The sequence below is a fragment of the Haladaptatus sp. QDMS2 genome (genome assembly GCF_029338295.1).
GTDB lineage: Archaea > Halobacteriota > Halobacteria > Halobacteriales > Halococcaceae > QDMS2.
The window spans coordinates 1,834,933-1,850,031 of sequence record NZ_CP119791.1; the positions used below are offsets into that span (position 1 = coordinate 1,834,933).

At 65.2% G+C, this 15,099-nt stretch carries 13 protein-coding genes; 6 read left to right on the forward strand and 7 right to left on the reverse strand.

Translation table 11 applies throughout. The features are described 5' to 3' along the window. Window positions 1-61 precede the first annotated feature (61 nt). Window positions 62-1,216 carry an iron-containing alcohol dehydrogenase family protein gene (locus P1M51_RS10030; RefSeq protein ID WP_276248065.1) on the forward strand — a complete coding sequence of 385 codons (1,155 nt, stop codon included), beginning with the start codon at window positions 62-64 and terminating at the stop codon, window positions 1,214-1,216. On the opposite strand, the gene P1M51_RS10035 is transcribed toward P1M51_RS10030, so the two are convergent. Next, the gene (locus P1M51_RS10035; RefSeq protein ID WP_276248066.1) at window positions 1,217-1,663 is read right to left on the reverse strand and encodes a MaoC/PaaZ C-terminal domain-containing protein; all 447 of its coding nucleotides are present in this window, start codon (window positions 1,661-1,663) and stop codon (window positions 1,217-1,219) included. Window positions 1,664-1,790: 127 nt separating this feature from the next. Between P1M51_RS10035 and P1M51_RS10040 the strand changes: the two genes are divergently transcribed. Further along, on the forward strand, window positions 1,791-3,356 hold the full coding sequence (locus P1M51_RS10040) for a long-chain fatty acid--CoA ligase (RefSeq protein ID WP_276248067.1): 1,566 nt from the start codon (window positions 1,791-1,793) through the stop codon (window positions 3,354-3,356). Window position 3,357: 1 nt separating this feature from the next. On the opposite strand, the gene hutI is transcribed toward P1M51_RS10040, so the two are convergent. From hutI to hutU, 3 genes are read right to left on the reverse strand one after another with little or no spacing between them, the layout of a single operon-like run. Then, the gene (hutI, locus tag P1M51_RS10045; protein WP_276248068.1) at window positions 3,358-4,572 is read right to left on the reverse strand and encodes an imidazolonepropionase; all 1,215 of its coding nucleotides are present in this window, start codon (window positions 4,570-4,572) and stop codon (window positions 3,358-3,360) included. Further along, on the reverse strand, window positions 4,569-5,483 hold the full coding sequence (hutG, locus tag P1M51_RS10050) for a formimidoylglutamase (protein ID WP_276248069.1): 915 nt from the start codon (window positions 5,481-5,483) through the stop codon (window positions 4,569-4,571). The genes hutI and hutG overlap by 4 nt, the downstream gene beginning before the upstream one ends. After that, entirely contained in the window at window positions 5,480-7,222 is a 1,743-nt protein-coding gene (hutU, locus tag P1M51_RS10055; RefSeq protein WP_276248070.1) for a urocanate hydratase, read from the reverse strand. The genes hutG and hutU overlap by 4 nt, the downstream gene beginning before the upstream one ends. Before the next feature lie 88 nt (window positions 7,223-7,310). On the opposite strand from hutU, the gene P1M51_RS10060 reads away from it, so the two are divergent. Then, a complete protein-coding gene (locus P1M51_RS10060) occupies window positions 7,311-7,955 on the forward strand; it encodes a helix-turn-helix domain-containing protein (RefSeq protein WP_276248071.1) in 645 nt (214 codons plus the stop codon). Here P1M51_RS10060 and P1M51_RS10065 read toward each other — a convergent pair. After that, a complete protein-coding gene (locus P1M51_RS10065) occupies window positions 7,952-9,376 on the reverse strand; it encodes a YjiH family protein (protein WP_276248072.1) in 1,425 nt (474 codons plus the stop codon). The genes P1M51_RS10060 and P1M51_RS10065 overlap by 4 nt on opposite strands. A gap of 162 nt (window positions 9,377-9,538) precedes the next feature. Here P1M51_RS10065 and P1M51_RS10070 point away from each other — a divergent pair, with 162 nt between their 5' ends. Continuing rightward, the gene (locus P1M51_RS10070; RefSeq protein WP_276248073.1) at window positions 9,539-11,050 is read left to right on the forward strand and encodes an aldehyde dehydrogenase; all 1,512 of its coding nucleotides are present in this window, start codon (window positions 9,539-9,541) and stop codon (window positions 11,048-11,050) included. A 10-nt stretch (window positions 11,051-11,060) separates the two neighbouring features. Here P1M51_RS10070 and P1M51_RS10075 read toward each other — a convergent pair whose 3' ends face one another. Both P1M51_RS10075 and P1M51_RS10080 read right to left on the reverse strand, forming a co-directional pair. After that, window positions 11,061-11,378: a Zn-ribbon domain-containing OB-fold protein gene (locus P1M51_RS10075; RefSeq protein WP_276248074.1), complete on the reverse strand. Its 318-nt coding sequence runs from the start codon at window positions 11,376-11,378 to the stop codon at window positions 11,061-11,063. Beyond that, the gene (locus tag P1M51_RS10080; protein WP_276248075.1) at window positions 11,378-12,535 is read right to left on the reverse strand and encodes a thiolase domain-containing protein; all 1,158 of its coding nucleotides are present in this window, start codon (window positions 12,533-12,535) and stop codon (window positions 11,378-11,380) included. Before P1M51_RS10080 ends, P1M51_RS10075 begins: the two co-directional genes overlap by 1 nt. 75 nt (window positions 12,536-12,610) lie before the next feature. Here P1M51_RS10080 and P1M51_RS10085 point away from each other — a divergent pair, with 75 nt between their 5' ends. Together P1M51_RS10085 and P1M51_RS10090 are read left to right on the forward strand one after the other, a co-directional pair. Next, window positions 12,611-13,375 carry an enoyl-CoA hydratase/isomerase family protein gene (locus P1M51_RS10085; RefSeq protein ID WP_276248076.1) on the forward strand — a complete coding sequence of 255 codons (765 nt, stop codon included), beginning with the start codon at window positions 12,611-12,613 and terminating at the stop codon, window positions 13,373-13,375. 39 nt (window positions 13,376-13,414) lie between these two features. Continuing rightward, the gene (locus P1M51_RS10090; RefSeq protein WP_276248077.1) at window positions 13,415-15,052 is read left to right on the forward strand and encodes an acyl-CoA synthetase; all 1,638 of its coding nucleotides are present in this window, start codon (window positions 13,415-13,417) and stop codon (window positions 15,050-15,052) included. The last annotated feature ends 47 nt before the right edge of the window (window positions 15,053-15,099 follow it).

A 15,099-nucleotide genomic window follows, 5' to 3' on the forward strand; every position in this document is an offset into this window, starting at 1 on the left:
CCGTGGCGAGAGCAATCGCCGGAATGACAAGTGCTAACTGCACTCACCCGTAGCTCTGGGCATGCTTTTCGACCACGAATTCGAACGGGCACGGTTCGTGTGGGGCGACGAGAGCGTCTCTCGACTCGACGACCTTCTCGCTGCTGACGCACGGGTGATGGTTGTCACGGGCGAACACGTCGGCGCGACGCCGTCGGTGATGGATCCCGTGAGAGCCGCGATCGGCGAGCGACTCGTCGAGACGTACACGGGCGCGCGGCCGAACGTTCCCCACGAGACCGTCACAGAGGGTGTCTCGCGGCTCGAAGCCAGCGGGGCGGACGCGCTCGTGAGCGTCGGCGGAGGCAGCGCGAGCGACACGGCCAAGGCCATCGCCATCTTCGCCGGCGAGGAGACGGACGACCTCGACCAACTCAGAACGCACACCGTAGACGGTGAGGTGACGGTACCCGACCTGCCGGCGGCGAAGGTGCCACTCTACTGCGTGGTGACGACGCTCTCGGCCGCGGAGGTGACGAACATCTGTGGCGTCTCGACGCCGGAGGAGAAGGTCGTCCTGCTCGACGAGAAGGTGCGACCGCAGGCGTGTCTGTACGACCCTACAGTCGCCGCGACCACGCCCGACGCCGTCATCGCGTCGACCGGGATGAACGCCCTCGATCACGCGGTGGAAATTCTCTACTCGGAGGGGCGAAGCGACAATCCGTTCTACCAGGCCACGGCGGAGAAGGCGATTCGGCTGCTCACCGAGAACTTGCCGGGTGCGGTGTCCGGCGACGCGGACGCTCGGGTACAGACACAACTCGGGGCCGCGCTCTCCGGCCTCGGCGTGGTCGGCGGCGTGAGCATCAATCACGGGGTGAACCACATTCTCTGTGCCCGTCACCCGCTCTCGCACGGTGACGGAAACAGCATCCTCTTGCCTCACGGCGTCCGGTTCACCGCTCCCGAGGCTCCCGAGGCGATTCGACGCATTGCTCGGGCGATGGGCGTCGATGCGACGGGTACCGACGACGAGGTCGTAGACGCCGTCGTTGACGCGATTGCGACGCTTCAGGAGACGCTCGGGACGCCGACTCGCCTCCGCGACGTGGGCGTAGACCGCGACGATTTCGAGGCGGTCGCGGCCATCGCCGTTGGAGAACCGTCGCTCGCGAGCAGCCCGCGCGATATCACGGAGGCAGACATCGTTTCCTTCCTCGACGCAGCCTGGTGATTACTCGCGCGACCGGATGTATTCGAGCGTCTCACAGACGAGGACAGTTCGCCCGTCTCCCGTCGTCACTTCGTCGTGGAACGTGACGATGCCGCCTTCCTCGCGGTCCTCGCGGTCGATGATTTCGCGGGAGACGGTGATGGTGTCCCCGACGAACGTCGGGTTCGGGATGCGCATCTTGTCGAGCCCGTAGTAGCAGATGTTCGAGTCCTCGTGGCGGAAGTCGCTCGTGATGAGTCCCTCCATCATCGAGTAGGTGAGCGGCGCGTGAACCGCCCGCTCGCCGAAGCGCGTCTCCTTTGCGAACTCCTCGTTCATCTGGAGTTCGTTCATGTCGCCCGTGTTGCCCGCGTGAGTGACGAGGTGACTCTCGGTGATGGTCCGTCCGCGCGTCTCGAAGGTGTCGCCGACCGCCAAGTCGTCGTAGAAATACGCCGTGTGTGGCATACCCAGACAGGGTGACACGGCGGCTTGTATCGTCGGATTGGCACCCGTTCTTGCCGTGAAATCCATCGGTTGCGGCAAGGTGAGGCACGAGGCCAATCGTTTTGTGTCGCGTCAGAGAGTCACACACATGAACTTAGGGCATATTCTCCGACGGGCCGCACGACGACACCCGGACCGAACCGCACTCCTCGGACGCGGTGTCCCCGACGGGCGCACCTACGCGGAACTCGACGACCGGGTGGACCGTCTCGTCGCGGGACTCGCCGAGTTGGGCGTCGAAGCCGGCGACCGCGTCGGCCTGATGGTGAAAAATCACGCCGCCTTCGTCGAAACGTCGGTCGCCGCCTACCGCCTCGGGGCGCTCAAAGTGCCGCTCAACACGATGCTCACGCCGGGCGACCACGACCACCTCGTCTCTGACGCCGGCATCGACGTGCTCGTGGTCGAATCACAGTTCGCAGCCCACTGCGCCGAGATGACGGCGCGCGCGTCTCACTACGTCGTCGTCGGCGAGGAGGCGACGTTCCCGGGTGAGACCCACGCCTACGAACGTCTGCTCGGGGCCGACCCCGACTCCCGAGCGGAGGGCAGCGGCGACGACCCCTGTGCGCTGATGTACACCTCCGGGACGACCGGCCTCCCGAAGGGCGTCACCCACACCCACGACACCTGGCTCTCGACCGCCCTCTCGCTCAAGACCGAGCTCGGGCAGCGCGACGGCGAGGTGACGTTGCACGCCGCCCCGCTCACCCACGGGACGGGCTTCCTCGTCGAATCGACGATGCTGGTCGGCGGGACGAACCTGCTCGTAGACGGGTTCGACCCCGATGAGTTCCTCGACGCGGTGGACGACCACGGCGTGAACTCTATCTTCGTCGTCCCGACGATGATTTACAAACTCCTCGACACCTACGACCCCGAGGATGGCCGCGACCTCTCGTCGCTGCGAAATCTCTACTACGCCGGTGCGCCGATGAGCGCCGCCCGCCTTCGGGAAGGGCTCGACACCTTCGGCGACGTGTTCGTCCAGTCGTACGGCCAGATGGAGTGCCCGATGACCATCACCGTCCTCAACCACGAGACCCACCGCCGGGCAGTCGCAGAAGACGAGCAGTTGCTCCAGTCTGCGGGCCGCGAGGTGGACACGGCAGAGGTACGCCTCGTCGACGACCGAAACGAGCCGGTCGAGCGGGGCGAGCTCGGAGAGATTACCGTTCGCTCGCCGCTCGCCACGCCCGGGTACTGGGAGTTGCCCGAGAAAACGGCGGAGACCATCGTCGACGGCTGGCTCCACACCGGCGACGTGGGCCGCTTCGACGAGAACGGCCTCCTCTACATCTTAGACCGCAAGAAGGACATGATAATCACCGGCGGGATGAACGTATACCCCCGCGAAATCGAGGAGGTGCTCGCAACCCACGAGGCCGTCTCGAACGCCGCCGTTATCGGCGTCCCCGACGACTACTGGGGGGAGAAAGTGGTCGCCGTCGTCGAACCGCGTCCCGACGCGGATGTAGACGAGGCGACGCTCGCGTCACAACTCGAAGCCACCTGCGAGGCCGAACTCGCGGCCTACAAGAAACCGAAACGAATCGACATCGTCGACGAGCTTCCGCGCAGTTCCTACGGCAAGGTCCGAAAAACCGACCTGCGAGAGGAGTACTGGGACGACGCGGAGCGAAACGTGAACTGAGTCAGCCGTAGACGCGCTCGCCGTGCTTCACGACCGTTTCGACGAGATTCGTCCCGTACTGATACGGCACGTGAACGTGGTTCGGCGCGTCCACGACGACGAGGTCAGCGGGCGCACCGACGTCGAGGCGGCCAAGGTCCGGTCTATCCAGCGCGAGCGCCGCGTGATCGGTCGCCGCGACGAGCGCCTGTGCCGGCGTCATGCGCATCTCCACGCAGGCGAGCGACTGGGCGAAGCCCATCGAGTGGCTGTGGCAGTTCGGGTTGAAATCCGTCGCGATGGCCACGGGCGCACCCTGGTCGAGCATCATCTCGGCGTCTGCGAACTCTGCGCCGAGGCCGAATGCGGTGCCCGGCAGGAGGACGGGCACGACGCCCGCATCGACGAGCGCGGCGATGTCCTCCTCTGTCGAGTGAAGCAGGTGGTCTGCGCTCGTCGCGCCAATCTCTGCGGCCAGTTGTGTTCCGCCGATGTGCGCCAGTTCCTCGGCGTGAACCTTCGGCGTGAGGCCGTGCGCTTCGCCCGCTTCGAGGATGCGACGAGACTGTTCGACCGAGAACACGCCCTCCTCGCAGAACACGTCGTTGAACTCGGCGATGCCCTGCGCTTCGACGGCGGGCAGTTGTTCGTCGATTACTTCCTGGGTGTACTCGTCTGCGTCCATTCCCTGCGGCACGGCGTGTGCGCCCATGAACGTCGGGACGACCTCGATAGGATGCTGGTCGTCGGCTTCCGCAATCGCGTCGAGCATCCGGAGTTCCGTCTCCGTATCGAGGCCGTAGCCGGATTTGACTTCGACCGTCGTCGTCCCGTGGGCGAGCATCCGGTCTAAGTGTCCCAACAAGTTCGTGACGAGCGTCTCGTCGCTCGCCTCGCGCACCGACCGAACGGACTTGAGAATCCCGCCACCGGCGGCGAGAATCTCCTGATACGTCTTGCCGCGCAGCTTGGCCTCGAACTCGTCGGAGCGGTCGCCCGCAAAGAGGCCGTGGGTGTGTGGGTCGACGAAGCCGGGGAGCACCGTCCTGCCGGTGGCGTCGATTGCCTCTGTGGCGTTCTCTGGCGGGTACTCGCGGATGACTTCGTCTGTTGGGCCGACGGCGACGACCTTCCCATTCTCGACCGCAATCGCGGCGTTCTCGTAGCGTTCGAGCGGGGCGTCCTCGGCCTTTCCAACCACCAGTTCCGCGGCGTCGTAGACGACGAGGTCAGTCACGCCGCCCACCCCGCGAGGAAGTGCGCGACGGTACGCGCGGCCGCATCGACGGTTCGGTTGTTCGCATCGAGTGGAGGTGCGCACTCCACGACTTCAAAGCCTGCGACCCGGTCGTCGCTCGCAGCCATTCGGACCATCCGGAACAGGTCGCCCGGCGAGAGACCACCCGGTGTCGGCGCGCTCGACCCCGGGTAGGCGGCGTCCAGCACGTCGATATCCACGCTCAGATAGAGCGTATCCACGTGAGAGAGCGCGGAGAGGGCGCTGTCGATGGCCGTGACCGGGTCGTCGCGTGCCTCCTCTGCGGTCACGACTTCGCCGTCGTTGTCGCAGACGAAGTCGTGGTACTTCGTGCTCGTCTCGAAGTGTCGCGCCCCGACGCAAGCGTAGCCATCGAGGCCCGCGTCGTGCAGTTGTCGGTACGGCGTCCCACTCGTCAGCCCCGATTCAGGGACTTCGCGCACGTCGAGATGGGCGTCGAAGTTGATGACGCCGACCGAGCCATCGTCGAGAAGTGGAGCCACGTTCGGGAATGTGAGCGAGTTGTCCCCGCCGAGGAACACGGGAATCGCGTCCTGTCCGTGAATCGCGTTCGTGGCTTCGAGGACTGCTTCCTGAACTTCTGCGACTGACCCAGATGGAATCGCCACGTCGCCGAGGTCACCGATTTTCGAGACGGGCCCGGCGTCGAAGTGGTGGCTCTTCGTCCCGGCGAGCGCGTCGCGAATGGCGGCGGGCCCATCCGCCGCGCCCTTCCGCGAGATGACCGCCCCGTCGTAGGGTTCGCCGACGATGACCGCGTCGTACTCGTCCGCTTCGTCGAGCGACGTTTGCTGGACGACGTGGCCGAACTGCTCGTCGTTCGGGTCCGACGAGGTCCCCTGCCAGTCTGCGGGTGGGTTGAATTTCATTGGCGGTCTCGCATCGGAATCGGGACGTTCGACACCGTCGCCTCGTCTAAGGCCTCCTCGTAGCCGGCGTCGGCGTGGCGGATGACGCCCATGCCAGGGTCGGTGGTGAACACGCGGCGGGCCTTCTCAGCGGCGAGGTCAGTCCCGTCGAGGACGACGTGGTTGTTCGTGTGGAGCGCGTTGCCGATGCCGACGCCGCCGCCGTCGTGGACGCTCACGATGTCTGCACCCGCAGCACAGTTGAGCAGGGCGTTGAGAATCGGCCAGTCTGCCACGGCGTCAGAGCCGTCACGCATGGCTTCTGTCTCGCGGTTCGGACTCGCGACGCTGCCCGCATCGAGGTGGTCACGGGTGACGACGACGGGAGCCGAGATTTCACCGTCGCGGACGAGGTCGTTGATTTTGAGCGCGAACTTCGCCCGCTCGGTGACGCCCTCGTCGTCCGTCGAGTAGCCGAGCCAGCAGACCCTCGAAGGGAGGCCCTGGAAGGCGACCTGCTCCTGTGCGAGGTCGATCCAGCGGTGGAGGTGGTCCTTCTCAGGGAACAGTTCTTTGACCGCTTCGTCGGTGCGGTGGATGTCGGCTGGGTCACCCGAGAGTGCGGCCCAGCGGAACGGCCCCTTGCCGCGGCAGAACAGCGGGCGGATGTACGCCGGGACGAAGCCCTCGAAGTCGAATGCGTGTTCCATCCCACGGTGTTCTTTGACCTGCCCGCGAATGTTGTTCCCGTACTCGAAGGCAATAGCGCCCTTCTCCTGCATCGCGAGAATGCCTTCGACGTGGCGAACCATCGTATCAAGGCTTGCTTCGACGTACTGCTCGGGATTTTCGGCGCGCAGTTGGTCGGCTTCTTCGACGGTGTAGCCGGATGGGTAGTACCCCTCTAGTTCGTCGTGGGCGCTCGTCTGGTCGGTGACGATGTCCGGGACGAACCCGCGTTCGAGCATTCCCTCGAACATGTCGGCGGCGTTCATGTGGAGGCCGATGGAGAGCGGTTCGCCCTTCTCTGCGGCTTCCTCGGCCATGTCGATGGCCTCGTCTAAGTCGTCGGTCTTCTCCATGCAGTAGCGCGTCTCGATGCGGCGGTCGATGCGGTGTTCGTCCACCTCCGCGGCGATGCAGACGCCGTGGTTCATCGTGACGGCAAGGGGCTGTGCCCCACCCATCCCGCCGAGGCCACCGGTGACGGTGATGGTTCCGGTGAGGCCCTTCACGTCCGGGAAGTGCTGGCGGCCCGCTTCGGCGAGCGTCTCGTAGGTTCCCTGGATGATGCCCTGCGTGCCGATGTAGGCCCACGACCCGGCGGTCATCTGGCCGTACATAATGAGGCCTTTGGCTTCGAGTTCGTGGAAGTGCTCCCAGTTATCCCACTTACCCACCAGATTCGAGTTCGCGATGAGGACGCGCGGAGCGCGTTCGTGGGTGGTGAACCGGCCGACCGGCTTGCCGGACTGGACGAGCAGCGTCTCGTCGTCGTCGAGGTCGCGGAGTTCTGCGAGAATCGCGTCGTAGGCGTCCCAGCTTCGGGCGGCGCGACCGGTCCCGCCGTAGACGACGAGATCCTCCGGTCGCTCGCCCACGTCCGGGTCTAAGTTGTTGTTGAGCATGCGCAGGGCCGCTTCCTGCCGCCAGCCCTTACACTCGATGTCAGTGCCGGTCGGCGCGCCCTGATACTGTTTCCACTGTTCTGAGGGCTCGCCGAGACGGCGTTTTTTGTCGGTTGGCTGCTGGTGTCCCATGGATACGCATACCACGTGCTGGAACGGCGAGAGGGTGAATTCTCCACACGGAGATGTATTTATATACTACTGTGGCGAACCGCCTTGCATGTACAAAGCCGTGTTCCGAATCCACGGAAGCGGCCCGTACGCCCGGGCTACCGAACGAAACGACACCGAAATCGAACTCTGGTGTAACGACCACTGCGACCTCCTGCACGTGACTGGCGAGCACACAGAAAGCGTGCTGGCGAACGTCGAGGAAGAGGTGGGCATCCGCGAGCACATCAACAACGACACGGACCAGGTGGTCATCACAGACGCCTGTCTGAAAGAACACGGCAGCGACTACGTCGAAGCGTATCTCGCGAAACACGACTGCCTGCTGTTGCCCCCGCTTCGCTACGAAAAAGGAGCGAAAATCGTTCGCGTGCTCGCTCTCGACCCGGCGAATCTCACGAACTTCTACCGCGATATCACCGCAGACCACCGGGTCACGGTAGAGTCGAAACAGGAACTCGCCACCGTCACGTCCGACACGCCGCTCATGTCGATGGAGTCTGTGCTTCCGACGCTGTCGGCCCGCCAGCGCGAGGTGTTTCTCGCCGCGCACGCGGCAGGGTACTACGAAATTCCACGACGGACGACGACGACCGAACTCGCCGAAACAGTGGGCGTGGGCCGCCGGACGGTCGAACACCACCTCAGACGGGCAGAGCAGAAGTTCGCGGACGCGCTGGTCGAATACCTCTAACCGAGCAGGCCGAGCGCCGCGACGAGGTGGGTCATCCCGGCGACGACGGGCACGAGGATGATGGTGCGGATGACGAACAGGCCAACGAGGTCACGAAAGCGAATCGGCACGTCGCTGAACATATCCATGATCATCGGGCCCACCGAGGAGAAGAAGATGAGCTGTGAGACGGCGAGCACTGCGACGAAGAATTTGGCCATCGGCGCGGCCTTCGTCACGAGCAATACGGGCACGAACATCTCGGTGATGCCGACGATGGTCGCCGGGGCGACCATGGCCGCGTTCGGGATGCCGAGGGCGGCGATGACCGGCACGAGCGGCTGGCCGAGGATGTCGAAGACGGGCGTGTTCGCAGAGAGCAGCGTCGCCGCCAGTCCGACGGCGAGAATCGTGCCGAGGATGAGGCTCGTCAGTTTGATACCGTCGACGAACCCGCGAGTCGCCGCTTCGAGGAAGGTTTCACCCTCGTCCGCTTTTTTGACCGCTTCTGAGAGCGCAAAGCGGACGTAATCGCCGAGCGACCCTTCGAATCCGACCTCGGGTTCGGGTTCGGCGATGTACTCCTTCGGCGTGGTCGAAATCGGCGGAATCCGCACGAGGATGATGCTCGTGAGGACGATACAGCAGAAGTACGCGCCGAAGATGACCGGGAACAGCGAGAGCATGTCGAGGGTGGCGGCGACGACGCCGACGAACCCGATGCTCACCGTCGAGAAGCAGGTGGCGATGGTGAACACGTCGCGCTTGTGGTAGCCGCCCTGCTCGAAGACGTTCCGGGTGACGTAGAGGCCGACGCTGTAGGAACCCACCCACGAGGCGAGGCTGTCGAGTGCCGCCCGACCGGGCACCTTGAACAGCGGCTTCATGACCGGCCGCGAGAGCGTGCCGATGAATTCGAGGCCGCCGAGTTCGACGAAGATGGTGATGAAAATCGCACCGATGGGGATGATGATGCCGACGCTGTAGACGAGCGTTCCCCACATCAGGCCGCCCGTGCCCGGCGTGTGCAGCAGGTCGGGGCCGAGTTTGAAGAACATCACCGGCGCGAGGACGACGCCAGCGACGCGAAGTAACCAGAACACGACCGAAGTCTCGAAGTACGAGAGGTCGAACCCGGCGACCTCACCGTCGGTGAGCATGGCGAGCGTCGTGAGCACGCCGCCGGCCACGATGATGGCGAAAGCGTAGACGCCCACGGCCGTCGGGAACGTTTCGATGATAAAGCTCACGGCGATGTCGAACGGGACGGTGATTTCGCCGCCGTGGCTCACCGGGAGCAAGAAGAACACGCCGCCGACCAGAAACGCGAGAAGAAATTTGACGACCGGTTGCATCGCCAGGTCGTGGAGGTCGATGTCGTCGATGCTCCGCACCCGGGGTTCGCTCTCTACTTTCCACGTTTGCCCGCCTTCAGTAGCCATGAAACGTCCATTGTGAACGTATTGCATAGGCATTCGATTTCCAAGCGGAGAGGCGTTTAAGTGTGTACGTCGCGTGAGCGGCGAACCTGTCGGCATACCAACTACCAGTCTTGCAGTTGTCCGTGCGCTTAATACTGAGTGCCTGAACCCCACACACGAGCAATGTCAACAATAGACACCGAGGGGCTAGCGGAGTACGACCTGTTCGTAGATGGTAGGTTTCGGGCATCTTCCGGCGACGACCGAATCGACGTGTCGTTCCCCTACGACGGAACGGTGTGGGCAACCGTCCCGGACGGAACCGCAGCAGACGTAGACACCGCCGTCGGCGTCGCTCGCGCCGCCTTCGAGAGCGATGCGTGGGGGGACGCCAAACCGAGCGACCGGCGCGTTATTCTGAACCAGATTGCGGACACCATCGACGCGAACACGCGAGAACTCGCGGAACTCGAGACGCTCCAGAACGGCAAGTTACTGCGCGAGATGGAACAGCAGATGGAGGCGCTTGGCGAGTGGTATCGCTACTATGGCCGCATTTGCGAGGAGGTCGAATCCGGACGCACCATCCCGGTAGACAAAAAAGACGGGCAGATGTTCAACTACGTGCGCCACGAGCCGTACGGGGTCGTCGGCGCGATTACGGCGTGGAACTCACCGTTGCTGTTGACGGCGTGGAAATTCGCTCCCGCGCTCGCAGCGGGCAACACCGTCGTCCAGAAGCCGAGCGAAGAGACGCCGGTTAGCGCGCTTCGATTCGCCGAGTTGGTCTACGAGCACACCGACCTCCCGCCGGGCGTCTACAACGTCGTTCCCGGGTACGGACACACCGGGGCGGCGCTCACCGCACACCCCGACGTGGACAAACTCGCATTCACCGGGAGCACTGCTGTGGGACGCGAGGTGGCAAAGACGGCCGGAGAGAACCTCACGAAGGTCTCGCTCGAACTCGGCGGGAAGAGCCCGAACGTCATCTTCCCCGACGCCGACCTCAACGACGCGGTAAACGGCGTGATGAAGGGGATTTTCGCCGCGACGGGCCAAACCTGCATGGCAGGGTCGCGGGTACTCGTCCACGAGGACGTCCACGAGGAGGTCGTGGCACGACTCACCGAAAAAGCGAGTGACATCAAACTCGGCGACCCACGCGACCCGGAGACGGAGATGGGGCCGGTCGCCTTCCGCGGGCAGTGGGAGACCGTCCACGAGTACGTCCAGTCCGGGCTCGCGGAGGGCGCGACCATCACCGTCGGCGGCGAGATGCCGGCGGACCAACCCGGCGAGTGCTTCATCCAACCGACGGTGTTCGTCGACGTCGAAAACGACATGACCGTCGCCAGAGAGGAAATCTTCGGACCGGTGGCGAGCGTCATCTCGTTCGAGGACGAAGCGGCGGCACTGGACATCGCGAACGACACCGAGTTCGGCCTCGCAGCGGCCATCTGGACGCGAGACATGGACCGGGCGAACCGGTTCGTCGAGACCGTCCAAGCGGGCACGGTCTGGGTAAACGAGTACCGACTCATCGCGCCGAACTCGCCGTTCGGCGGCTACAAGGCGAGCGGCCTCGGGCGAGAAAACGGGCGGGAAGGCTTAGAGGAGTACTATCAGACCAAAAGCGTCTGGTACAACCACGCCGGCGAGGTCGGCGACCCCTTCGTGCTCGACGCCGAGTAAGCCGGGGCGGTCAGGCCGCCTCGAAGAAGAACACGCCGTCGCGTTCCTCGACGAACTGCACCGCGTCGTCCGGTTCGAGGCCGGGGTTGTCGAGGATTCGCGCCGTGACCCGGACCGCATCCGCGACGTCCACGACGCACACCTCGAACGGTTCCTGGCCCTGGTGGTCCGCGCCGGGAACGCGGATGGTCGTCCGAGCGTAGACGGTTCCTTCGCCGGGGAGTTCGTTGACCTCGAAGGATTCGCCGCCGCAGGCGCGGCAGGCGACGACGGGGAATCCGTACACCTCGCCGCAGTCTGCGCACGCGGTGGCGGGGAATGCGGGCATTACGCACCCCTCCCGAGGACGGTGACGGTACACACCGCGCCGCTCCCGCCGAGGTTGTGGGTGAGCGCGAGTTCCGCGCCGTCGACCTGATTCTCGTGCTCGCCGAACAGTTGCAGGCAGGCTTCGTACACCTGTCCGATGCCCGTCGCGCCGACGGGATGGCCCTTCGAGAGCAACCCGCCGCTCGGGTTGATGGGCACGTCGCCATCGACGGCCGTCACGCCCTCTGCTGCGGCCCGCGCGCCCTGTCCTTTCTCGAACAGGCCGAGGTCCTCAGAATCGCCGATTTCGGCGGCGGAGAAGCAGTCATGGAGTTCGACTAGGTCGAGGTCCGTTGGTGCGATGTCCGCCTGCGCGTAAGCGTCCTCGGCCGCGGTCACGGTGGCGTCGAGCGTCGTCAGGTCGTCGTAGCGGTACGCGCCACTCCGGCCGCTGGCGTGGGCGCTCGCCAGCACGTCGATGGGCGTGTCGGTGAACTCGCGGGCCCGGTCACGGGCGGTGAGGACGATGGCCGCGCCGCCGTCGGCGGCCGGACAGCAATCGTAGAGTCTGAGGGGGTCTGCGACGAGGCGCGACTCGGTCACGTCCGCGACGGTCACCGGGTCCCGGAAGCGGGCGCGGGGGTTCTGTGCGCCGTTTTTCCGATTTTTCACCGGAATTGCCGCGACCTCCTCGCGCGTCGTCCCGTGTTCGTGCATGTAGCGGTCGAGCCAGAGCCCGTAAAAGCCGGGGAAGGTGAGGCCGGTCTTCCCCTCTGTCTGGTTGTCTGCCGCGCTGTTGAGCGCCCGGGTGAACTCCGTCGTCTCGGCGCTCGTCATGCTCTCGACGCCCGTGACGACGACCACGTCGTGGACGCCGGTGGCGACGGCCTGATACGCCTGTCGCAGGGCGATGCCGGAACTCGCACACGCGCCTTCGGTCTTCATCGTCGGGATGCCGGTAAGGCCCACGCTATCGGCGACGAGCGGCGCGATGGTCTCCTGACCCTCGAGGATGCCCGCGACGAAGTTGCCGAGGTAGAGCGCGTCTACGTCTTCCCTGTCCACTTCGCACGAGCGGAGTGCCCGAGAAACCGCGCGTACACCGAGGTCCTTGACGCCGGCATCGAGCACGCCGAACTCGGTCGTGCCCATGCCAACGATACTCACATCTCGCATACGTGGAACCTCCCGGTGGAGGCGAATAAGCCTACCTGTGTCACCATTTATCACCGTTCGCGTGGGAGGGAGGGCATGACAGAACACGTCACCTACGACCTGGAAGACGGTGTCGCGACGATTACCCTCGCCCGACCGGAGAAGTTGAACGCACTCACGCTGGAGATGTGGGGAGCGATTGACGATTTTCTGACGCAGGCTGACGACGACGGCGCGCGGGTGGCGGTGTTGACGGGAGAGGGCCGTGCGTTCTGTGCGGGCGACGACATCGCCACGTTGCGAGACATCGAGGACACGCGGGCCGTGCGCGAACTCACGAAAATCGCGCTCGATTGCTTCGGAGCCATCGAAGGCGCCCCACTGCCCGTCGTCGGAAAGGCGAACGGGTCGGCCTACGGCGGCGGGTTCGAACTGCTGCTCGCCTGCGACCTCACCGTCGTTCCCGCCGACGCCGAGTTCGCTCTCCCCGAGGTGCAAATCGGGGCCTACCCATTCTACGGCGCGAAGCGACTCGCGCGGATGATCGGCCGCCAGCGGGCCGCTGACCTCGCGCTCGCGGGTCGGAAACTCTCCGGCGAAGAAGCGACCGACTGGGGGCTGTTCGCCCGGGCGGTTGACGCGGACGAACTGGACGACGCCGTCGCGGACATCGTGGCGAGCCTCAAGCGCGGGTCGCCGCCGGCCATCGAGACGACGAAAGCGTGGCTCAACACGAGCCTCCGGTTCGCGGGCGAAGACGACGCGATGCGAGCGGGCCTTGGCTACCTGTTTGCCGGGCCGGAGGCACAGGAGGGGGCGCGCTCGTTCCTCGAAAAACGCGACGCGGACTATGCCGAGTGAGAACAACACACATATGCGTTCGGTCGGTAGGGTGAACCCATGACGGGCATACCAAGGGCGGCCGATTTTACCTGGGAGGCGGTGTTCGACCAGTTCGACTGGGACGCCCCCCGAGAACTGAACCTCACCCACGAAGTCGTCACGCGAAACGTCGGCAAGGGCACGGCACTGACGTGGTACGGCGACGGCGGCGACGCGGTCGAGCTCACCTACGCCGACCTCGAAGCACAGAGTTCGCAGGTGGCAAACGCGCTCTCCGACCTCGGCGTCTCCCGGGGCGACCCCGTGGCGACGCTCGTCCCGCGACTACCGGAACTCTACCCGATTTTCCTCGGCATCTGGCGAGCGGGAGCGGTGTACGTCCCGCTGTTCACCGCGTTTGGCCCGGACGCCATCGCGGCACGGGCAGGCGACGCCGACGTAAACGTCATCTTCACGACCCCGGAGTACCGCGACCGCGTGGCGGCCGTCGAGGACGAGGTGGGCTTCGAGCACGTCGTCGTGGTGGACCGGGAGGGGGTGGGCGTCGCCGAGGAAGACCACGCCCACACAGACCTCCTCGCGGGCCAACCGACGAGCCACGAGACGGTGCGGACGAGCGCCGACGACGTGTCGACGCTCGAATACACCTCTGGAACGACGGGCCCTCCGAAGGGCTGTCTGCTCACCCATCGCGTGCTCGCCGCGCTCTACCCCTACCTCTGGTACGGAATGGGCCTCACCGGCGACGAGGTGTTCTGGGGCGCGGCCGACCCCGGCTGGATGTACGGCCTGCTCACCGCCGGCATCGCGCCCGTGAGCATGGGCGTCGAGAACGTGCTGTACGCGGGGGAGTTCGACCCGGCGGCCTGGTACGACGTGATGGAGCGCGCCGGAGTCACGACCCTCGCGAGCAGTCCGACGGCCTACCGCGGCCTCATGGCGGAGGACACTCTTCACGAGGACTACGACCTCGCACTCGAACGGGGGAACAGCGCGGGCGAACCGCTCAATCCGGAGGTCGTCCGGTGGTTCGACGACGAACTTTCCGTGCCCGTGTACGACCAGTACGGCGTCACGGAAGTCGGGATGGTCGTCGGCAACCAGCACGTCGCCCCCGACCGGTTCGTCCAGGGGAGCATGGGGACGTCGATTCCGGGGTTCGAGGTGCAGGTGCTCGCAGACGGAGAGCGAGCCGCGGAAGGCGAGACCGGCGAACTCGCGGTCAAACGCGGCGGCGGGACGTATTTCGACGGCTATTTGAACCGGCCGCAAGCGACCGCGAACTCCTGGACGGCAATCGACGGTGCGGAGTGGTTTCTGACCGGCGACGCGGCCACCTTCGAGGACGGCGTCTACTGGTTCGTCGGCCGGGCCGACGACGTCATCATCTCCTCGGGGTATCGTATCGGCCCGTTCGAAGTCGAGAGCACGCTCATCGAACACGAGGCCGTGGCGGAGGCAGCGGTCGTCGGCGTCCCCGACGACCAGCGCGGCGAGGTGGTCGCGGCGTTCGTCGTCCTCAGAAACGAGTTCGAGGCGACCCAACAGCTCCGCGAGGACATCGTCGGATTCGTGAAGGGGAAACTCGCCCACCACGCCTACCCGCGTCGTCTCCACATCGTAGACGACCTGCCGAAGACGTCGAGCGGGAAGATCCGACGCGTCGAGTTGCGCGACCGCGTTCGCTCCGTGTGAAGTCGCCGCCACCCTGAACGCTATAACCCCACTTCTCATCGTGTGGA

Coding starts and splice junctions, on each gene's coding strand:
- P1M51_RS10030 (WP_276248065.1), top strand. CDS start 62: ATGCTTTTCGACCACGAATTCGAACGGGCACGGTTCGTGTGGGGCGAC.
- P1M51_RS10035 (WP_276248066.1), bottom strand. CDS start 1,663: ATGCCACACACGGCGTATTTCTACGACGACTTGGCGGTCGGCGACACC.
- P1M51_RS10040 (WP_276248067.1), top strand. CDS start 1,791: ATGAACTTAGGGCATATTCTCCGACGGGCCGCACGACGACACCCGGAC.
- hutG (WP_276248069.1), bottom strand. CDS start 5,483: ATGAAATTCAACCCACCCGCAGACTGGCAGGGGACCTCGTCGGACCCG.
- hutU (WP_276248070.1), bottom strand. CDS start 7,222: ATGGGACACCAGCAGCCAACCGACAAAAAACGCCGTCTCGGCGAGCCC.
- P1M51_RS10060 (WP_276248071.1), top strand. CDS start 7,311: ATGTACAAAGCCGTGTTCCGAATCCACGGAAGCGGCCCGTACGCCCGG.
- P1M51_RS10065 (WP_276248072.1), bottom strand. CDS start 9,376: ATGGCTACTGAAGGCGGGCAAACGTGGAAAGTAGAGAGCGAACCCCGG.
- P1M51_RS10070 (WP_276248073.1), top strand. CDS start 9,539: ATGTCAACAATAGACACCGAGGGGCTAGCGGAGTACGACCTGTTCGTA.
- P1M51_RS10075 (WP_276248074.1), bottom strand. CDS start 11,378: ATGCCCGCATTCCCCGCCACCGCGTGCGCAGACTGCGGCGAGGTGTAC.
- P1M51_RS10080 (WP_276248075.1), bottom strand. CDS start 12,535: ATGCGAGATGTGAGTATCGTTGGCATGGGCACGACCGAGTTCGGCGTG.
- P1M51_RS10085 (WP_276248076.1), top strand. CDS start 12,611: ATGACAGAACACGTCACCTACGACCTGGAAGACGGTGTCGCGACGATT.
- P1M51_RS10090 (WP_276248077.1), top strand. CDS start 13,415: ATGACGGGCATACCAAGGGCGGCCGATTTTACCTGGGAGGCGGTGTTC.